This window comes from Flavobacterium channae (assembly GCF_021172165.1).
GTDB classification, from domain to species: domain Bacteria; phylum Bacteroidota; class Bacteroidia; order Flavobacteriales; family Flavobacteriaceae; genus Flavobacterium; species Flavobacterium channae.
In genome coordinates this window covers 1311547-1330866 of sequence record NZ_CP089096.1, presented here as the reverse complement: position 1 = coordinate 1330866, position 19320 = coordinate 1311547, and the positions used below count along the sequence as shown (strand labels likewise).

General features: G+C 30.4%; 22 protein-coding genes and 1 other RNA gene. 12 read left to right on the top strand and 11 right to left on the bottom strand.

What is annotated here, in order from left to right:
- The first annotated feature begins 21 nt into the window (after positions 1-21).
- The 4 genes from aroB to LOS89_RS06065 all read left to right on the top strand — a co-directional run bounded on the left by aroB (position 22) and on the right by LOS89_RS06065 (position 4235).
- Positions 22-1089 carry a 3-dehydroquinate synthase gene (aroB, locus tag LOS89_RS06080; RefSeq protein WP_231836935.1) on the top strand — a complete coding sequence of 356 codons (1068 nt, stop codon included), beginning with the start codon at positions 22-24 and terminating at the stop codon, positions 1087-1089.
- A gap of 294 nt (positions 1090-1383) precedes the next feature.
- The gene (locus LOS89_RS06075) at positions 1384-2793 is read left to right on the top strand and encodes a type III PLP-dependent enzyme domain-containing protein (RefSeq protein ID WP_231836934.1); all 1410 of its coding nucleotides are present in this window, start codon (positions 1384-1386) and stop codon (positions 2791-2793) included.
- A gap of 11 nt (positions 2794-2804) precedes the next feature.
- Positions 2805-3779, top strand: a complete 975-nt coding sequence (locus LOS89_RS06070; protein ID WP_231836933.1) for a deoxyhypusine synthase family protein — start codon at positions 2805-2807, stop codon at positions 3777-3779.
- Positions 3780-3866: 87 nt separating this feature from the next.
- The gene (locus tag LOS89_RS06065) at positions 3867-4235 is read left to right on the top strand and encodes a DNA primase (protein ID WP_231836931.1); all 369 of its coding nucleotides are present in this window, start codon (positions 3867-3869) and stop codon (positions 4233-4235) included.
- A gap of 33 nt (positions 4236-4268) precedes the next feature.
- Here the strand turns inward: LOS89_RS06065 and LOS89_RS06060 are convergent, their stop codons facing one another.
- Genes LOS89_RS06060 through LOS89_RS06050 form a run of 3 tightly spaced genes read right to left on the bottom strand, consistent with a single transcriptional unit; the run spans position 4269 to position 6516 of the window.
- Positions 4269-4778: a DinB family protein gene (locus LOS89_RS06060; protein WP_231836930.1), complete on the bottom strand. Its 510-nt coding sequence runs from the start codon at positions 4776-4778 to the stop codon at positions 4269-4271.
- 45 nt (positions 4779-4823) lie between these two features.
- On the bottom strand, positions 4824-5303 hold the full coding sequence (locus LOS89_RS06055) for an Lrp/AsnC family transcriptional regulator (protein ID WP_026726210.1): 480 nt from the start codon (positions 5301-5303) through the stop codon (positions 4824-4826).
- A 58-nt stretch (positions 5304-5361) separates the two neighbouring features.
- Positions 5362-6516 (bottom strand): M14 family metallopeptidase, encoded by a 1155-nt coding sequence (locus LOS89_RS06050; RefSeq protein ID WP_231836929.1) that lies wholly within the window; start codon positions 6514-6516, stop codon positions 5362-5364.
- Positions 6517-6818: 302 nt separating this feature from the next.
- Between LOS89_RS06050 and LOS89_RS06045 the strand changes: the two genes are divergently transcribed.
- Positions 6819-7280, top strand: a complete 462-nt coding sequence (locus tag LOS89_RS06045) for a helix-turn-helix domain-containing protein (RefSeq protein ID WP_231836928.1) — start codon at positions 6819-6821, stop codon at positions 7278-7280.
- A 56-nt stretch (positions 7281-7336) separates the two neighbouring features.
- On the opposite strand, the gene LOS89_RS06040 is transcribed toward LOS89_RS06045, so the two are convergent.
- Together LOS89_RS06040 and LOS89_RS06035 are read right to left on the bottom strand one after the other, a co-directional pair.
- On the bottom strand, positions 7337-8374 hold the full coding sequence (locus LOS89_RS06040) for a hypothetical protein (RefSeq protein ID WP_231836927.1): 1038 nt from the start codon (positions 8372-8374) through the stop codon (positions 7337-7339).
- 90 nt (positions 8375-8464) lie between these two features.
- Positions 8465-9022 carry a 1-acyl-sn-glycerol-3-phosphate acyltransferase gene (locus tag LOS89_RS06035; protein ID WP_231836926.1) on the bottom strand — a complete coding sequence of 186 codons (558 nt, stop codon included), beginning with the start codon at positions 9020-9022 and terminating at the stop codon, positions 8465-8467.
- A gap of 56 nt (positions 9023-9078) precedes the next feature.
- Here LOS89_RS06035 and LOS89_RS06030 point away from each other — a divergent pair, with 56 nt between their 5' ends.
- The gene (locus LOS89_RS06030; protein WP_231836925.1) at positions 9079-9741 is read left to right on the top strand and encodes a spermidine synthase; all 663 of its coding nucleotides are present in this window, start codon (positions 9079-9081) and stop codon (positions 9739-9741) included.
- On the opposite strand, the gene kdsB is transcribed toward LOS89_RS06030, so the two are convergent.
- Both kdsB and LOS89_RS06020 read right to left on the bottom strand, forming a co-directional pair.
- Entirely contained in the window at positions 9733-10458 is a 726-nt protein-coding gene (gene kdsB, locus LOS89_RS06025; RefSeq protein ID WP_231836924.1) for a 3-deoxy-manno-octulosonate cytidylyltransferase, read from the bottom strand. The genes LOS89_RS06030 and kdsB overlap by 9 nt on opposite strands.
- Before the next feature lie 27 nt (positions 10459-10485).
- Positions 10486-11910 carry an ATP-dependent DNA helicase gene (locus LOS89_RS06020; RefSeq protein ID WP_231836923.1) on the bottom strand — a complete coding sequence of 475 codons (1425 nt, stop codon included), beginning with the start codon at positions 11908-11910 and terminating at the stop codon, positions 10486-10488.
- A gap of 122 nt (positions 11911-12032) precedes the next feature.
- On the opposite strand from LOS89_RS06020, the gene LOS89_RS06015 reads away from it, so the two are divergent.
- The 3 genes from LOS89_RS06015 to rsmD are packed head-to-tail and all read left to right on the top strand — an operon-like array spanning position 12033 to position 14156.
- Positions 12033-12794 (top strand): hypothetical protein, encoded by a 762-nt coding sequence (locus tag LOS89_RS06015; protein ID WP_231836922.1) that lies wholly within the window; start codon positions 12033-12035, stop codon positions 12792-12794.
- A complete protein-coding gene (locus LOS89_RS06010) occupies positions 12778-13590 on the top strand; it encodes a DUF3822 family protein (protein ID WP_231836921.1) in 813 nt (270 codons plus the stop codon). The genes LOS89_RS06015 and LOS89_RS06010 overlap by 17 nt, the downstream gene beginning before the upstream one ends.
- Positions 13587-14156 carry a 16S rRNA (guanine(966)-N(2))-methyltransferase RsmD gene (rsmD, locus tag LOS89_RS06005; protein WP_231836920.1) on the top strand — a complete coding sequence of 190 codons (570 nt, stop codon included), beginning with the start codon at positions 13587-13589 and terminating at the stop codon, positions 14154-14156. Before LOS89_RS06010 ends, rsmD begins: the two co-directional genes overlap by 4 nt.
- A gap of 21 nt (positions 14157-14177) precedes the next feature.
- Here the strand turns inward: rsmD and rnpB are convergent.
- Positions 14178-14500, bottom strand: an RNA gene (gene rnpB, locus LOS89_RS06000) — RNase P RNA component class A.
- A gap of 123 nt (positions 14501-14623) precedes the next feature.
- Between rnpB and LOS89_RS05995 the strand changes: the two genes are divergently transcribed.
- From LOS89_RS05995 to LOS89_RS05985, 3 genes are all read left to right on the top strand, one after another.
- Positions 14624-14935 carry a hypothetical protein gene (locus LOS89_RS05995; RefSeq protein WP_231836919.1) on the top strand — a complete coding sequence of 104 codons (312 nt, stop codon included), beginning with the start codon at positions 14624-14626 and terminating at the stop codon, positions 14933-14935.
- Between the two features lie 83 nt (positions 14936-15018).
- Positions 15019-16092: a DNA polymerase III subunit gamma/tau gene (dnaX, locus tag LOS89_RS05990; RefSeq protein ID WP_231836918.1), complete on the top strand. Its 1074-nt coding sequence runs from the start codon at positions 15019-15021 to the stop codon at positions 16090-16092.
- A 365-nt stretch (positions 16093-16457) separates the two neighbouring features.
- Entirely contained in the window at positions 16458-16763 is a 306-nt protein-coding gene (locus tag LOS89_RS05985) for a DUF8439 domain-containing protein (protein ID WP_231836917.1), read from the top strand.
- A gap of 1 nt (position 16764) precedes the next feature.
- Here the strand turns inward: LOS89_RS05985 and LOS89_RS05980 are convergent, their stop codons facing one another.
- From LOS89_RS05980 to LOS89_RS05970, 3 genes are all read right to left on the bottom strand, one after another.
- Positions 16765-17661: a restriction endonuclease gene (locus tag LOS89_RS05980; protein WP_231836916.1), complete on the bottom strand. Its 897-nt coding sequence runs from the start codon at positions 17659-17661 to the stop codon at positions 16765-16767.
- 124 nt (positions 17662-17785) lie between these two features.
- Complete coding sequence (gene tnpA / locus LOS89_RS05975) at positions 17786-18247, bottom strand: IS200/IS605 family transposase (RefSeq protein WP_231836915.1); 462 nt, start codon at positions 18245-18247, stop codon at positions 17786-17788.
- A 174-nt stretch (positions 18248-18421) separates the two neighbouring features.
- Positions 18422-19312, bottom strand: coding sequence for a Ppx/GppA phosphatase family protein (locus LOS89_RS05970; RefSeq protein WP_231836914.1), 891 nt, complete (start codon positions 19310-19312; stop codon positions 18422-18424).
- Positions 19313-19320 lie beyond the last annotated feature (8 nt).

Here is a 19320-nt window from a genome sequence, read left to right as displayed (position 1 = left end):
AACCAAATTTTACACATTTTCATGCAAACTATTCAAGCAACTAATTATTCTGTATATTTTAATGAAACTGGCTACGAAAAATTAGCTTCGTTTTTAACAACTTCTTCCTATTCTAAAATTTTCATTTTGGTAGATGAAAACACGTCTCAATACTGTTTACCTCATTTATTAAATAATTTGGCTACTGAAATTGAAATTGAAATTATTGAATTAGAAGTTGGAGAAATTCACAAAAACATTCAAACATGTACTGAAGTTTGGTCGGCGTTGTCTGAATTAGGAGGTGATCGTAAAAGCATTCTAATAAATTTAGGTGGTGGTGTAATTTCTGATTTAGGTGGATTTGTCGCTTGTACATTTAAAAGAGGAATAGATTTTATAAATATTCCTACCACATTGTTATCTATGGTTGATGCTTCAATTGGTGGTAAAAATGGAATTGATTTAGGTAACCTAAAAAACCAAATCGGAATCATTAGAGAACCAAAAGCAGTAATTGTTGATACAGAATTTTTAGCTTCTTTACCACAAAACGAAATGCGTTCTGGTTTGGCAGAAATGTTAAAACATGGTTTAATTTTTGATAAAGCATATTGGGATAAATTTAAAAATTTAACTGACTTGAATACAGATGATTTAAATGAGTTAATTCATCAATCAATTCAAATAAAAAACACCATTGTTTGCGAAGATTTATCTGAAAATGGCATTAGAAAAGCACTGAATTTTGGTCACACTCTTGGACATGCAATTGAGAGTTATTTTTTAGAAAACGAAGAAAAACAAAGTTTACTTCACGGTGAAGCAATTGCTGTTGGAATGATATTGGAAAGTTATATTTCTAAAGAAAAAAATCTCATTTCAAACGAAGAATATCATGAAATAAAATACATTATCAATGATATTTTTGAGCGTGTTGAATTTAATCAAGAAGACATCAATCAAATCATAGAGTTATTAATTTACGACAAGAAAAATGAATTTGGAAAAGTTCAATTTGCTTTGCTTGATGGAATTGGAAAAATAAAAATCAATCAAGAAGCTGATAATGATTTGATTTTTAAAGCTTTTGAAGATTACACGATTTAATTATTTTTTTAATTTTTCTTTAAATTATAGCCATTTTATTTTTTAACTTTGCAGGCATGAAAGAAAACAACAATAAAAACAATTACAACCGAATTCTAAATAATAGGAATACCGATTTATTTATTATTGATCGTTTGTTTTTTTCTGTTTTCTGCTTCCATATAATTGATTTATTCCAGCATTTGAAGACATATAATGAAAAATTATTGATTCGATTTGCAAATATTAGGGTTTGAAATTAAAATTAATCAAGTATACTTTTAAGCTTTTTTAATTTTAATCTTTTATTCAAAAATGAACACTAAATATTACGACTTAATTAATCAGACTTTTTATTTTCCTCAAGAAGAATTCACATTAAACAAAGATGAACTTCAGTTTCATGGTATTGATTTAATGAAATTAGTTGAAGAATATGGAACTCCTTTAAAATTCACCTACTTACCTAAAATTTCTCAAAATATCAATCGTGCTAAAATGTGGTTCCGTAATTCTATGGAAAAACACGGTTATGAAGCTAAATACTTCTACTGCTACTGTACAAAAAGTTCGCATTTTGAATTCATTTTAAACGAAGCTTTAAAAAACAACATTCATATTGAGACTTCATCTGCTTTTGATATTAATATTGTAGAAAACTTAATGGAGCAAGGAAAAATCAACAAAAACACATTTGTTGTTTGTAACGGTTTTAAAAGAGCTCAATATGTTGAAAACATTGCACGATTAATTAATAATGGACATAAAAACACAATTCCGGTTATTGATAATTTCGAAGAATTAGACTTATTACAAGAACAAATCGACGGAAGATTCAAAATTGGAATTAGAATTGCTGCCGAAGAAGAGCCTAAATTTGAGTTTTATACTTCTCGTTTAGGAATTGGTTATAAAGACATCGTACCATTCTACAGAAAACAAATACAAGACAATAAAAAAGTAGAACTTAAAATGTTACACTTTTTTATTAACGCTGGAATTCGAGATACAGCCTACTATTGGAATGAATTATTAAAATGTATGAAAGTATACATTGCTTTAAAAAAGGAATGTCCTACATTAGATAGTTTGAATATTGGTGGTGGTTTCCCTATAAAAAATTCATTAGCATTTGATTACGACTATCAATATATGGTAGACGAAATTTTAAATCAAATCAAAATTGCTTGTGACGATGCAGAAGTAGATGTTCCTCATATTTTTACTGAGTTTGGTTCGTTTACTGTAGGAGAAGCAGGTGGTGCTTTATATCAAGTATTGTATCAGAAAAAGCAAAATGACAGAGAAAACTGGAACATGATTGACTCTTCATTTATCACTACTTTACCAGATACTTGGGCAATCAACAAACGATTCGTAATGATGGCCGTTAACCGATGGAATGATACTTACGAAAGGGTGCTTTTAGGTGGACTCACTTGTGATGGTGACGATTATTACAACTCAGAACAACACATGAATGCGGTATATTTACCAAAATACAATAAAGAAAAACCTTTATACATAGGCTTCTTTAACACTGGAGCTTATCAAGAAACAATTGGTGGTTTTGGAGGATTAAGTCACTGTATTTTACCACAACCAAAGCATATTTTAATTGATAAGGACAAAAACGGAATTATTGCAACAGAAGTCTTTTCTGAGCAACAAAAAGCCGAAGACGTTTTAGAAATTTTAGGATACAACAAAAAGAAAGAACAATAAAATAAGAAATAATGAGCAAAGGACCAATTAGTCAATTTATTGAGAAACATTACCTTCATTTCAATTCTGCAGCCTTAGTTGATGCAGCAAAAGGATACGAAGAGCATCTATTAGATAACGGAAAAATGATGATTACTTTAGCTGGTGCAATGAGTACAGCTGAATTAGGGAAATCATTAGCCGAAATGATTCGCCAAGATAAAGTACATATTATTTCTTGTACTGGAGCTAATTTAGAAGAAGATATCATGAACTTAGTTGCTCATAATTCTTATAAAAGAGTTCCTAATTATAGAGATTTATCACCACAAGAAGAATGGGATTTATTAGAAAACCATTACAACCGTGTAACTGATACTTGTATTCCTGAAGAAGAAGCTTTCAGAAGATTACAACAACACTTATTCGACATTTGGAACAATGCAGATTCTAAAGGTGAACGTTATTTTCCACATGAATTTATGTACCAAATGATTAATTCTGGAGTATTAGAACAATACTATGAAATTGATCCTAAAGATTCTTGGATGGTTGCTGCAGCTGAAAAGAATTTGCCAATTGTAGTTCCTGGATGGGAAGACAGTACAATGGGTAATATTTTTGCTTCTTACTGTATCAAAGGAGAATTCAAAGCTACTACAATGAAAAGTGGTGTTGAGTATATGATGTGGTTAGCAGATTGGTATACTAAAAACTGTGAAGGAAAAGGAATTGGATTTTTCCAAATTGGTGGAGGTATCGCTGGAGACTTCCCTATTTGTGTAGTACCTATGTTATATCAAGATATGGAAATGCATGATGTACCATTTTGGAGCTATTTCTGCCAGATTTCTGATTCAACAACTAGTTATGGTTCGTATTCAGGAGCAGTTCCAAATGAGAAAATCACTTGGGGTAAATTAGATATTGCAACTCCTAAATTTATCGTTGAGTCTGACGCTACGATAGTTGCACCATTAATGTTTGCATACGTTTTAGGCTGGTAATTTTTTTGAAAAAAATATTTCAATTTGTTTGAAAATTTAGTTTTAGGATAGTACATTTGAACAAAATACAAGATTAAAACCTACCCAATGAAAAGAGTTATTGTTGATTACGCTAAATTAACAAATGAAATCTTAACCTTGCTAGTTGAGAAATTTCCTGACGGATATGACGATTCTGATGTTATTCGTTTTAAAAATGCTAAAAATGAAACTGTTGAAGCTGTAGAAGTTCGTACAGAAGATACAATTTACTTAGTAAAAGTAAGTACTAAATTAGCTGATAGAATTGAAAACTACGATGAAGATGATATTATTGAAGATGACGTTGTAGCTGTACCAGATGAAAAAATCGCAGGATTAAAAGATTTAGATATCGATGAAGATGACGACGATGAAGATGAAACTAATGATTCAGATGATATCGAAGATTCAGAAGACGAAGACGACGAAGATTAATAAAAAAGGGATTCAATTTGAATCCCTTTTATTTTATAAATATCTTTCTAAAATGACGTTTTTATGATGCAATTCGTGCCCTAAGGTTATATAACCAATTGCACGAACAGAAACACTGCAATTTGAAGCCGTTCCTATTCGTAATAATTCTGTTTCTGAAAAATTTTGAAACAAACTTATAGTCGCATTTCTTACAATTTCATATTCTGCTAATAAGCTTTCATATTCCCTATCATTTGCATTTGCAAAAACCACATAATCATTTTCTTCAAAACCAGGTAAAGCTGTACCGTCATTTCTAGCAATACGTAAAGCTCTATAAGCAAAGATGCGCTCTGCATCAATCAAATGCAAAATAATATCTTTAATAGTCCATTTTCCTTCTGCATAACGAAACTCATGTTTAAACACAGGAATAGACTTAAAAAAATGCAATAATTCTTCTTTTTGCTGTTTTAGCCCTTTTACTATATCTTGCTCGGGAACTAATTTAATGTAGTTCTCATAATAAGGAGCAAATTCATTTGATTGTAAATTTTTCATTTCAATATAATGTATAAAAAAAGCCTCATTAAGAGGCTTCATATATTACAATTCTTTAAAAATTGTATGCATCAATCGTTTTTTGTCATTGATACTTTCTTCTAAAGAAATCATTGTTTCAGTTCTGTAAACACCTTCGATGTCATCAATCATAAAGATAACCTCTTTAGCGTGTTTAGTATCTTTAGCTCTAATTTTACAGAAAATATTAAATTTTCCAGTAGTTACGTGAGCAACAGTTACGAATGGAATCTGATTAATTCTCTCTAATACAAATTTAGTTTGAGACGTATTGTGTAAGAAAACCCCAACATACGCAATGAAAGAATATCCTAATTTTTCATAATCTAAAGTTAATGAAGAACCTTGAATAATACCTGCATCCTCCATTTTTTTAACTCTAACATGTACAGTACCAGCAGAAATTAATAATTTTTTTGCGATATCTGTAAAAGGAACTCTCGTATTATCAATCAACATGTCTAAAATTTGATGATCTACTTCATCTAAACGAAACTTACTCATAAGTGCTTATAATAATTGTTAAATTTTTGATTTAAATTCAATACTTAAGGCAAATTTATTAAATAATTTTTACTCCGTTGTTAAATTCTGTTAAATTATTTATAAAAAAACTAGCTTTATCTCCAATTTTTGGGAAATTATCACCATTTGCCGAAAATAAACCGCCTGAACAATCGTATTCTTCATGTCCATTAAAATTTTGTAAATCATCAATTTTAACAATCTCAGCTACAAATTTTAATTCTCCTTCAGAAACTACTTCAGAGTATTGAGCTGCAAAGTTAATTATTTTTTCCTCATTATTATCAATAATTTTGACATTTTTATAAATAAAATCATAAAAACTTTTATTATTTTGAGGAATATTCAAATATTTAGTCAATTCGTTATCAACTATAACGTTTTCGTAACTAACAGTAAACGAACTTAAAAGCGCAATAAAAACAAATTTTCTAACCAAATCTCTATCGTAATCATTATTGTAATGCCCCGCTTCAAATAATATTGTAGGTGTATTTTGTGTTGTAAAATAATCTCCAGTACAATTCACGTTGTAACTATCATCAAAACGCCCTATTTGATTCGGAATATATTGTTGTAAAAAGTCATTCATTTTATTTATAACCTGAATTGCTTTTAAACGAACGTCATTATAAGCCCTCTCCTCATTATAAGCTGGAGATAAAAAAGAAACTGTTGCAGGCAAATTAAAACCCTCTGTACCAAAAATAGTACGCTGATCATGTAAATTATAACAAAAGTCTGGTTGAAAACTATTATAAATAGCATGTAATACCTTCATTTCAGGTTGAGTAGCTAAAAACGCATCTCTATTTAAATCTACTGCATTCGCATTTTCTCTAGTATATAAATAAGAACCGTCAGGATTTAACATTGGAATACATAATAAGGTGTAATTCTCCTTTATATTTTTAGCCAATTCTGAATCTGATTGTAGAAAATTAAAAAAATCAAACAGTCCTTTAGTGGTTGTAGATTCATTTCCATGCATTTGTGACCACATCAAAATTTTTGTTTTCCCAACACCAAATTCAACTTTATATATAGCTCTGTCTTGAACTGATTTTCCAATTTCCGATACTTTAAAATCCGAATTTAAATTGTTTAATATTGGTAAAATTGTTTCTAAGTGAATGTATTTTCCTTTGAGTTTTGGCTGAATAAAATCTGTTGCTAATTGTAAATAATTCATGTTCTAATTTTGATTCACAAATGTAAACAACTTTATTTTTACATTTGTAAACACCAAAAAAAGTCTTTTAATTTACTTTTGTAAACTAATAAAAGCCACCTTGTTAGCATGGCTAAATGCAGGTATTTACAATATTAACATTTGATATTTTATATTTATTAATATCTTAATAATCATATAATTAAATATTATTAAGTAAAGTTAAAATTTAATATTATTTCAACTTTTTACAATTGTAAACTTTGTTAATTCTTACTTATTGTTTACATTTGTAACTATTTATGATTTAAACATTATTTACAATGGTAAACATCGATGATTTTATAAAACGTTTGGAAATTATACTTGAATATTACAATTTATCTGCTTCAGCTTTTGCAGATAAAATTAATGTACAACGTTCTAGTTTGTCTCACCTACTCTCTGGTAGAAATAAACCAAGTTTAGATTTTATAATAAAAGTTATTGATGTTTTTCCTGAGGTAGATTTGTATTGGATTTTAAATGGTAATGGAACTTTTCCAAAATCGGATGCTCCTTCTCCACTTCAAAATGAAGTTGAAAAAATTCAAGTAGAAAATTCTAAATCAGAAATAAACACTTCTGAGCCTGATTTATTTTCAACAATTGAGCAAACTTCGGTAATAGCTTCCTCTGAAAAAAGAGTAAATGAAATTTCGAATTTTGAAAGTCCAAATAATCAAGAAATTGAAAGGATTGTGATTTTTTTTAAAAATGGTACTTTTAAAAACTACAAACCATAAAAAAAGCTTCAGAATATAAATCCTGAAGCTTTTAAACCTATTATAAAATAACTAACCTATCTTCTGTGTAAATAAACTGCTGTTACACCAGCTTCCACTCTATTCATTTGTGGCGTTGCATCTCCAGACATTGTTGGGAAAGCAAATTTTAAAACTAAACCGCCGCCATTTAATCGTTCAGCTACATAAATAGAATTTGTAACATGATCATAGGCAACGTCGACAGGGTTTCCTAACATAGAATTAGGACCGTACACTCTAATTTGATTGTTCATAGCAATTGTTCCCAAATTATTTGTAGAGTTTAGTACAGTAGTAAAATTATTAATAACTACTAAACCACCGTCGGTTGCGCTAGCTGCTGATGCTACATCAGACAACACCATTACATCGTCTTGAGGAGAATATGTGATTCCGTGTGTTCTTGTTAAACCTTCAATTGTAACTCTTTTAGAAGCTGAAATTGAACCTGTAGCATTAGCAAAGAAATTATTATATACAACTAAATCACTAGTGTTATCAGCAATTGCATACATAGTTGTTCCATCAAGATGGATTCCCCATAATTTTATATCAACTGTATAGGTATTTAAAAGTGTGAATCCTGCAGTATTTCTTTGGTAAACATAAAATTTACTAATGTTTCCATTTCCTGCATTTTGATCTTGCGCAACAACAACTTTATCGCCCGATACTGCAATTTCTCTTGCATTGGTAAAATCTGATGAAGAAGAAAATGATAAATCTATTGTAGTAGCGCCACCTATGATAGCATTTCGTAAACCACCATAAGCTTCTACTCTATTATTTGTTCTAGAAGCTAAAACAACTTGGTCTTTGAAATTATCGTAATATACACCATCAGCATCAGTTGAACTAATTGTAAAACTTTTTGCGGTAGGCGTTGTTGCTAATAAATCGGTAAATGAAATTTTTCCTGATGTATTACTTGTGGTAATTAATTTTAATTCTTGAGCCGGTGTTGGAGTTTGATCAACTGGAATCGGATCAGGAGTTGTCATTGAAGAATCGTCATCATTACACGATGTAGTTAAAATGATAACTAAAGCCAGAGGTAAAAATAGTTTTTTCATTTGTTAAAAGTTTTGATTTACTTTATTTACGAAAAACTATTCTTCTTGGTTTTATTTGATTAAAAATTATTTAAACAACTGTAAATTAAACTATTCTTTTGGTGTGTAGCTCAATTCTGGAACTTTACCCACAACATTTTTATAATACGATTCTAAAAAATTAATATCCGATTCAAAATTTCCTGTTGGATAAAATGGTTCGTAAAAAACGACTTGTTTTCTTCCATAATCAAACGCTACAGGAATTATTGGAACATTTGCTTTTAGTGCCATATAATAAAAACCTGTTTTCCATTCGGTAACTTTTTTTCGTGTTCCTTCAGGAGCAATAGCTAATCTAAAAACTTCTTTTTTATGAAATATTTTTGCGATAGTGTCGACTTTATTCTCGTTTTTTTGACGATTTAAAGACGTTCCACCTGTCCAAGTAAAGAAATAATTAAAAGGAAATACAAATAATTCTTTCTTAGCCACGTAATTAATTTCTAAATTTAGAATTCCACGAGAGAAAATCCCTAGAAAAAAGTCCCACCAACTTGTATGAGGAACGGCTATAATGACACATTTTTTGACTATTGGTGCAATTGTACCAACTACTTTCCATCCAAAAATTTTACAGAAAATAAATTTGTATATAATTTGTTTCATGAGAGGCTATTTTGAGACAAAAATAAAATTATATTTACGATTACAAACAAAGTTACATGATTAAGCGCTTACTTAGTTTTTTATTACCTGTAAAAATTCATCAAAAGAAATCGGTTTACAGTAAAAACCTTGAAGTTACCTGGAATAATGGGTATTTGGTTTTGGATTCGGAGAATACCAATTATTCTTTCGGAAGCTTGCAACGTGTGCTTAAAAAAGGGTTAAAATACATTGGTTATGAACGAATTCAGAATTTTAATTCTATTTTAGTCTTAGGTGTTGCTGGAGGAAGTGTTATCGAAACCCTAAAAAAAGAAATCAAATTTGAAGGTAGAATTACAGGAGTTGAAATTGATGCCGATGTGATTGAATTAGCAACAAAATATTTTGGATTAGGAAATTATACCAATGTTTCAATTGTGAATGACGACGCTTTTGAATTCGTTTTAAAAACCAAAGAAAAATACGATTTAATCATTATCGATATCTTTCAAGATACTACAATGCCCAACTTTCTATTTGAAGATTTCTTTATTAATCGTATTAACTTTTTACTTAATGTAAATGGATTTATCTTGTTTAATACTATGGTTTTAGGTTATCAAGACAGAAGAAGAAATGTTGATTATAAGAATAAATTTGATAGTAATTATTCCGTAAGATTATATCCAAAAATTGAAGTGCATAACGAATTGTTTACTATAAAAAAATTACAATAATTTTCTAGCTCTTTCTAAGTCTTCTGGAGTATCAATTCCGATGCTTCCATGTGAAGTTTCTACCATTTTAATACGTTTTCCGTATTCTAAATAACGAAGTTGTTCTAATTTTTCAGAAGCTTCTAACGATAACATTGGTAAACGGTAAAAATCCATCAAAGCTTCTTTTCTGAAAGCGTAAATTCCGATGTGTTTCATATAACGAACTCCTACATTTTCCTCTCTAGGATAAGGAATTACCGAACGCGAAAAGTATAAAGCAAATCCTTGTTGGTCAGTAATTACTTTTACGTTATTCGGATTATTAATTTCTTCTTTATCAGATATTTGAAACATTAAAGAACCTAAATCAACTTTCTTTTCGGTATCGTTTTTGAATACTTCGATTAATTCTTCTAGCGGTTTTTTATTGATAAAAGGTTCATCGCCTTGAACGTTAATTACAACGTCAACATCCATATTTTCAACAGCTTCTGCAATTCTGTCGCTTCCGCTTTCATGTTCTTTTATCGACATGATGGCTTTGCCTCCATTCGAAATAATTTCGTTATAAATTAAATCGGAATCCGTCACCACAAAAACATCATCAAATAAATTGGTAGAAATAGCTGCTTCATACGTACTAAGAATTACGGTTTTGCCTCCCAAATCTTGCATTAATTTTGCAGGGAAACGTGTAGAAGCATATCGAGCAGGAATTACAGCTATTATTTTCATTTTTGATTTTGTTTGATTACAAAAGTATTAATTTTCAAAAAACTCGTCCTTAAATCCGATTAAATATAATTTTTCTTCGGCACGGGTGATGGCAGTGTACAACCATCGGACATAATCGATATCAATTCCGTCGGGTAAATAAGGTTGTTCTACAAAAACGGTTTTCCATTGACCACCTTGCGATTTATGACACGTAATGGCATAAGAAAACTTCACCTGAAGTGCATTGAAATAAGGGTTTTCTTTTACTTTTTGTAATTTTTTATATTGTTGGCGTTCTTCTTCGTAATCCAATAAAACTTCTTGATACAATTTATTTGATTCTTCATACGTCAACGAAGGCGATTCACTCATAATCGTATCTAACATAATAACGGTGTCAAACGGAATTTGATTCGGATAATCGACCATTCTTATTTTTACGGTGGCGAATTTGAATCCGTACAATTCTTGAATTTTTCTGATTTCTAAAATTTCGACAATATCACCATTAGCGATGAATCCGGCTTCTGAATTTTCGGGTAACCAGAAATAATTGTTTTTCACTACCATTAAATAATCTCCTGTAGAAATTTCACTTTCTTTGGACAAAATGGAAGCTCTAATTTGCTGGTTGTATTGATTGGCTCTTTTATTGGAACGCAAAATAAAAGCCGTATCTTCTATACTATAATTATCATACGCTTGATGAATGGCATCTTGAATATCATATCCATCTTGTAAACGAACAATATCTTTAAACCCTTTTAATTTAAATTGGAACGTATCAATAAAATGCGAATGTAATAATTCTCGTAATTGAGTAGCATTATACAAAATGCCAGAATCTTCAGCTTGACGCATTACTTCATCCAATTCGATATGATGTACATTTTTTTGATAATGAAGTGATAACGAATCAATATCCAAAGCTGGACTAACACTCATATTAACTGGTGGTAACTGAGCGGTATCTCCTATTAACAATAATTTGCAATTGTTTCCAGCATCTACATAAAAAAACAAATCATCTAACAACGAACCATTCTCATATAATTTAGAATCTTGATTATTATCCGAAATCATAGACGATTCATCAACAATAAAAAGGGTGTTTTTGAATTTATTTTGTTGTAATGTAAAACTAACACCACCAGTTTTATTTTTCTTTGGAAAATAAATTCGTTTGTGAATTGTATATGCTGGTTTTCCAGAGTAATTACTAATAACTTTTGCGGCTCTACCTGTGGGTGCAAGTAACACCGCTTTCATATTGACTTCGGCCAAATTATTGATAACAGTTGAAATTATAGTTGTTTTACCAGTTCCTGCAAAACCTTTTAGCACAAAAACATCATTTGTTGTTGAATTCATAACAAAGTCAGCAATTTTCTGAAGAAAAATGTCTTGTTTCAGTGTGGGTTGATGGGGGAAATTTCGTTGTAATAAATTGTAAAACAGCTTGTAAGTCATAAAAATGGTTTAGGCCAATATTAATTTTTCAAATATACTGATGATTTTTACAAGAAATTCTTTTGTGTAGAAAAAAAAATTGTAGATTTGCGTACCTATTTAACTAAAAATAAATTAATCAAATGTTAGAAATTGCTATTTATTTAGTCGTATTAATTGTTTTAATCTTTGCATTGGTTAAACTAATTGATAAATTTGTTACACCAGGAAACAAAATAATTTTCTCAGTTTTACTTTGGGGTCTTTCAATATTCTTAGGGTATTTAATATACGCTTCAGTAATGAAACCAATCGAATTCAAGCAAGAAAAAGAATCTCGTTACAATGTAGCAGTAAAAACAATGCTTGATATTAAAAAATTACAAACAGGATATAAATCTGTAAACGGAAAATATGCTGATACATTTGATGAGTTAGTACAATTCGTTGAAAACGGACAATTCGAAATCGTTTCAAGAAAAGATACAGCTGTTATCGACCACGCTAAAAATGCTGCTTTTGGAATTAAAGTTGGAGCTGACGGTGTTGGAGGTTTCTTTAAAGATGAAGTAATCATTACTAAATTAGGAACTGTAAAAGTTAAAGATTCATTGTTTAAAAATTCTGATCGTTACAAAAGTTTAAATGTTGTAAAAGTTGGAGGTGTTGAAGTTCCTGTAATTATGAAAACGGGTACTGTAAGCCGTAACGATATGAACATTTCTGTTTTCCAAGCTACTATCGATAAAAATGCTTTATTAAAAGATTTAGATCAAGAGTTAGTTAAACAAGAAAATAAAGTTGAATCGATTGACGAAATCAACGGTCCACAAATCATTTTAGGTTCATTAGAAGAAGTATCTCTTACTGGTAACTGGCCAAAAAAATATGGTAATAACGAATAACGACATTACTCAAAAAACATATAAAAAGTTGTCCATTCAGGTTTCCTTGAGTGGACTTTCTTTTTGTGTCTTTGATTTAATTTCAAATAAAGTACTTACAACTACCTCAATTCTTTTTGAAAAAAATAAAGTTGTAGAGGAACAATTATGGCGCACTTTTGTAGATAATCCTGCATTAACAAAAGCGTACGATGAAGTTATGGTTATTCATGACAATAATCTTAATGCTTTAGTGCCCACTTCCCTATTTGATGCTAATTTTTTAGCAAGCTATTTACAATACAATACTAAAGTTTTTGAAACTGATTTTTTTACATACGATGCTATTTTTCCTTACGAAATCAACAACATCTATGTTCCTTTTGTTAACATCAACAACTTTTTACTAGATCAGTATGAAAGTTTTGAATACCAAAATTCAAATTCTATTTTGGTAAAACAACTACTCGATTTATCTAAAAATAAAGATGAAAAACAATTGTTTGTGCATCTACAAAAAGAACATTTTGAACTGATTGTTGTTAAAAATCAGCAATTAATTTTATTCAATTCTTTTCAATACAAAACCCCTGAGGATTTTATTTATTACATTTTGTTTACTTGCGAACAACTTCAACTGAATCCTGAAACCATCTTGGTTCAAATACTTGGAGAATGTTCAGAAAACGATGCATACTATAAAATTGCTTACAAATACATTAGAAATTGTGCTTTGTTAGATGTTTCTTCTAAAGCTACAAATTTGGATATTTTACCTTCTGAGCTAAGAAAACATTTTATACTTTACAATTCATGAGAATTATTTCCGGAAAACACAAAGGGAGAAGATTAGTGGCTCCAAAAAACTTACCTGTAAGACCAACTACAGATATGTGCAAAGAATCGTTGTTTAATATTTTAAATAACTACTTTAATTTTAACGGATTAAAAGTTTTGGATTTATTCTCTGGAACTGGAAATATCAGTTATGAATTTGCTTCTCGCGGTGCAGGTCCTATTACAAGTGTGGATGGCGACATGGGTTGTGTCAATTTCATAAAAAAAACTTCTAAAGAACTTGATTTAGATATTACTGCTCTAAAAAGCGACGTTTTTAAATTTTTAGAAAAGAGCAAAGCGAGTTATGATATCATTTTTGCAGATCCGCCTTATGATTTAAGCCAAGAGAATTTTGAAAAAATAATTGAGCTTATTTTTGAAAACGAACTTTTAGATGAAGAAGGAATGCTGATTGTAGAACATTCAAAACACACCAAATTAGATCATTTAACTAATTTTTCTTTTTCAAAAAGTTATGGAGGTTCTGTATTTTCGTTTTACGAATTTGAAAGCGATGAAGAGGAAGAGGAATTTGAAGATTAAGATCAAATCTAGAATACTTCAAAAAAAAGCAGACCTATAAGCCGGATTCTGTCCACAACAAGTGTGGCCTTATCATTTATCTAGATTATGCATTACTACATAACTCAAGCTGCCTACCCTTCAGCATCGGACGAGTAGCCCTTATTTTGATTGTTCAAAAACTGCTGATATACTTGACATTTCACCGCATAGAGTTTACCTGGTTTCACTACAGCATTACCTGTACATACTTTCTGTTGCACTTGTCCTCGCCTTTCAGCGGACGGGCGTTACCCGCTATGCTACTCTTTGGTGTCCGGACTTTCCTACCATGCTTACACACGGACGATAAGGCGGTCTGCGCTGCAAAAGTACATTATTTATAACGAATTTTATGATTTAACACTATAAGTTTAACATTATATTACGGCATTATAGCTTCAGTTTTTGTAAATTTATAAGTCGCAAATCTTGAAAATCAACAACTTATGTCAAGTGTTATATATCATTATGCTTCTGTCTCTGAAGCCTTAGAAAAATTGAGAAAAAAAGGATTTACATTCGATTTCAATCAAAATCAGGAAGATATCGTTTTACATCCTGAAAACTATACTATAAACCATATTTACCATTATGAAGGCAATTCAAATCCAGATGATCAAGCTTCTGTTTATGGTATCGTATCTAAATATGGATTAAAAGGCGTTTATGTATCTGGAACTTCAGCCAATTCTGTAAATGATAATTTTAATATTATTTCAAAATTGGCCATTAAAAAAATCAATACTGGTTCTTTATAATGTGAATAACTTTTAACTTGAAATTGAAATTTGAATTTGCGTTTTGAATTTTCTAAACCTATATTTGTGTTTCAATAGAATCTATGGAACAATTTATCGTATCAGCTCGAAAATACCGTCCTCAAACATTTAAAGATGTTGTAGGGCAACAAGCTATTACTAATACTTTGTTAAACGCTATTGAAACCAATCACCTAGCGCAAGCTTTATTGTTTACTGGACCTAGAGGTGTAGGAAAAACAACTTGTGCTCGTATTTTAGCTCGAAAAATAAATCAAGAAGGTTACGATGATCCGTATGAAGATTTCTCTTTCAATGTATTTGAATTAGATGCTGCTTCAAACAACGGAGTTGACGATATTAGAAGTATCATCGATCAGGTAAGAATACCACCTCAAACCGGAAAATATAAAGTATATATTATCGACGAGGTTCACATGCTTTCACAAGCGGCATTTAATGCTTTCCTTAAAACATTAGAAGAACCACCTAAGCATGCGATTTTTATTTTAGCGACTACCGAAAAACATAAAATTATTCCAACGATTTTATCGCGTTGTCAAATATTTGATTTCAAAAGAATTACGATAAAAGACGCCAAAAATCATTTAGCAGAAATAGCGAAAGAACAAGGCGTTGCTTTTGAAGATGATGCTTTGCACATTATTGCGCAAAAAGCTGATGGCGCTATGCGTGATGCATTGTCAATCTTTGACCGTGTAGTTTCGTATTGTGGAAATAATTTAACCAGACAAGCTGTAACTGAAAATTTAAACGTTTTAGATTTTGAATACTACATTCAAATAACGGATTTAATTTTAGACAATAAAATTCCAGATTTACTAATTGCTTACAACGATATTTTAGCAAAAGGTTTTGATGGACATCATTTTATTGCTGGTTTGGCATCGCATTTCAGAGATTTATTAGTTTGTAAAAATCCTGCTACTTTACCACTTTTAGAAGCGGGTGAACAAGCACAAAGTTTATATGCAGCACAATCGCACAAAGCAATGCACGATTTCTTAATTAAAGGAATTGAATTAGCAAATGAGTGTGATTTGAAGTTTAAAGTAAGTCAAAATCAGCGACTTTTAGTCGAGTTATGTTTAATGCAATTGGCCTCTATCACTTTTGATGGAGAAAAAAAAAAGTAGCTAAATTTATAATTCCGGCTACTTATTACAAAAACAACTCCTACTCTATTACCGAAGTTGCCACACCTAAAACTCAGGCGCCAACTGAAGAAATAAAACCTGTTGAAAATACAGCAGTAGTAACTTCTACTCCTGAAGTTCAAAATGAAGTAGCAACACCGGTTGTTCCTGAAATTCCTAAACCAGTTTTAACAAATTTAAACCCAACAGGAAACAAAGTTTCAGCACTTTCATTAGCGAGCATAAAAGCAAAAAAAGAGCTAGAAGCGCAACAACAAACTTTTCAAAGACACCGTGAAGAATTACCATCGGAAACATTTAATGAAACCGATATGTTGTTACAATGGAATAAGTTTGCACAAAAAATGACCGATACTGGAAAGCGTTTAATGGCAACCTACATGCAAATGAATGATCCAACATTAAATGGTACGGTTATTACTTTAGAACTTCCAAACCAGAGTACAAAAGAAGAGTTTTTATCGGGTTCAATAGAATTGTTAGGTTATTTGAGAGGTAAATTACACAATCATGATATTACTATTGAAGTGGTTGTAAATGAAACTACTGAAAATAAATACGCGTTTACACCACAAGAAAAATTTGAACGCTTAAAACAAATTAACCCAGCTCTTGAAATATTAAGAAAGACGTTTGATTTGGATGTTTAAACTATTGTTCTTCAAAGAAATCTTCATCTAATTGTTTGACTTCATAAACAGATTTAATTTGTACACCAACATTAAACTCGTGCATCAAATCAACCAATTTAATTCCGTCAATTAATATTATTTTATGATGAGCGTTTTTAGCTTTTTCAACTGCGCCTTTGTCAAATAAAGAAGTAGTTACAAAAACACCTTTATTTGTATCTCCACTCATAGCACCAATAAAATTTCGGATATCTTTTTCTCTTACCTTATTTTCATTAAATCTTTTAGCTTGAATATAAATTTTATCTAAACCTAATTTATCTTCATTTATGATTCCATCAATTCCACCATCAGAAGATTTAGAAGTTTCTATAAAATCTCCATAACCCATTTTCTTCAATAATATTAGAATGACTTTTTCAAAATAATATGGATTGATAACTTTTAACTTATCTAATAAATCATTCTTAACTTCTGTTTCAATTTTTGAAAAACCTTCATCAATTAAGTCTTGAGGTGAAGCATTATCAATCGCTTTTATATCAGTTGCAGATTTATTTGACTTTAAATTCTCTTCTGTATAAAAATCAAGAATATTTGTACCTTGTTCAACGTCTTTTAATGTCAAACTTGACTTTTGACTTAAACCTTTTTCTGTAATTTTAACATGACCTCTTTCTGGATAAAAAATATATCCACCTTTTTTTAGATAAGATTTTCCCCATGCAATTCTATTATTGATCAATACTTCTCCAGATTTTGTTTTCTTATTAAGCATTTCCTCAGGTAAATCTGAATAGTATTTCTTAATAACCAAATCCTGTAATTCTCTTGTATGAATCATTTCTCCATTGCTCAATATTTCTAAAATTGGATTAAATGTTTCATGGAATTTTGGTATTTCAATTTTCTTCATGGGTTTAAAAAATCATTCAAGGTTAATAAATACAATAATACAAAACAAATTTTATAAATCCCTTTAGGGATGAAATATTGGTAACAAAACAACTAAACAGGTTTAAAATCCCGTAGGGATGATATTAAATAGGCACTTTAAAAATGTAACGTTCATCATACTCCACTTCAAATGCTTCTAAAAATTCTAAATATTCTTCTTGAAATGATTTCGTTTTATGACGCTCCTCTTGGTTTTGGATATACTTAATTACATTTTGAACATGGGATTTAGAATATGAAAAAGCTCCATAACCTTCTTGCCATTCAAATTTTACTTTCAGAAACTTTTTCTCGTTAATCCATTTAGAGCTATTGGCTTTAATAATTTGCATCAATTCGGAAATGGTTTGTGTTGGACGCATTCCGATTAGAATATGAATGTGGTCTGACATCCCGTTAATTGCCAATAATTTATGATTATTTGCTTTGATAATCCCTGTAATATATTGGTATAATTCATCTTTGAATGACGAATGAATTAATCCGTCTCGGTATTTTACCGCAAAAACAAATTGAATATGTATTTGTGTATACGTGTTTGCCATTACCGTTATACCTTCATTATAGAATTATTAATAATTATATTTTTTACTTCTTTATCCACTTTTTCCAAATGCTACCTACATATCGTCCCTACGGGACTCGTTTAAACATTTTTTTTAACCGAATAATCTACCAATATGTTTTCCCTACGGGACTTGAAGAATCTAATGATTTTATCAAATCTTCCCGTAATACATTGCTTTTACAATACCATCAGACAATCCAATTTTTGGCACATAAATATGACGAGCGCCACTCCATTTCATTGCATTTAAATAAATACGAGTTGCAGGAATAATTACATCGGCACGGTCTGGGTTTAAACCTATTTCGGCAATTCTTTGCTCGTAAGTCATGCTGTTTAATTTTTGGTATTGCGAACTCACATAAACATACGACAACGGTTTGTCTTGTTGTTTTTCCGATAATTTGAATAATTTATTGATATTTCCTCCAGAACCTATTAATGTAATATCTTCAAAAGGTTCCGTGTTGGTTTTAATCCATTTTTCAATTTCTTGCCACACCACATCGTTTACCATATTATTTAACAAACGAACGGTTCCGTTTTTAAACGATTTTGAAGCAATAATTTTTCCTTCGTAAAACAATGAAAATTCGGTACTTCCACCACCAACATCTACATATAAATAGGCTTTATCGGTACTGATAAATTGTTTTAAATCGGAAGCCGCAATAATAGCTGCTTCTTTTTTACCATCTATAATATCAATCTTTATATCGGCTTTCTTTTTAATAATATCAACCACTTCTTTTCCATTGTATGCTTCACGCATGGCTGAAGTTGCACAAGCTCTATATTGTTCCACTTTATGCACTTTCATTAATAATTTAAAAGCTTTCATGGCATCAATCATTCTGTCAATGTTTTCATCGGTAATTTCGCCAACAGTAAAGGCATCTTGTCCTAAACGAATTGGCACACGAACTAATGAACTCTTATTGAATTGTGGTTGACATCCAGGTTGCTCTACAATATTGGTAACCAAAAGCCTCATAGCATTGGAACCAATATCAATAGCAGCGTATTTTTTTATTGTAATCATCTATTTTA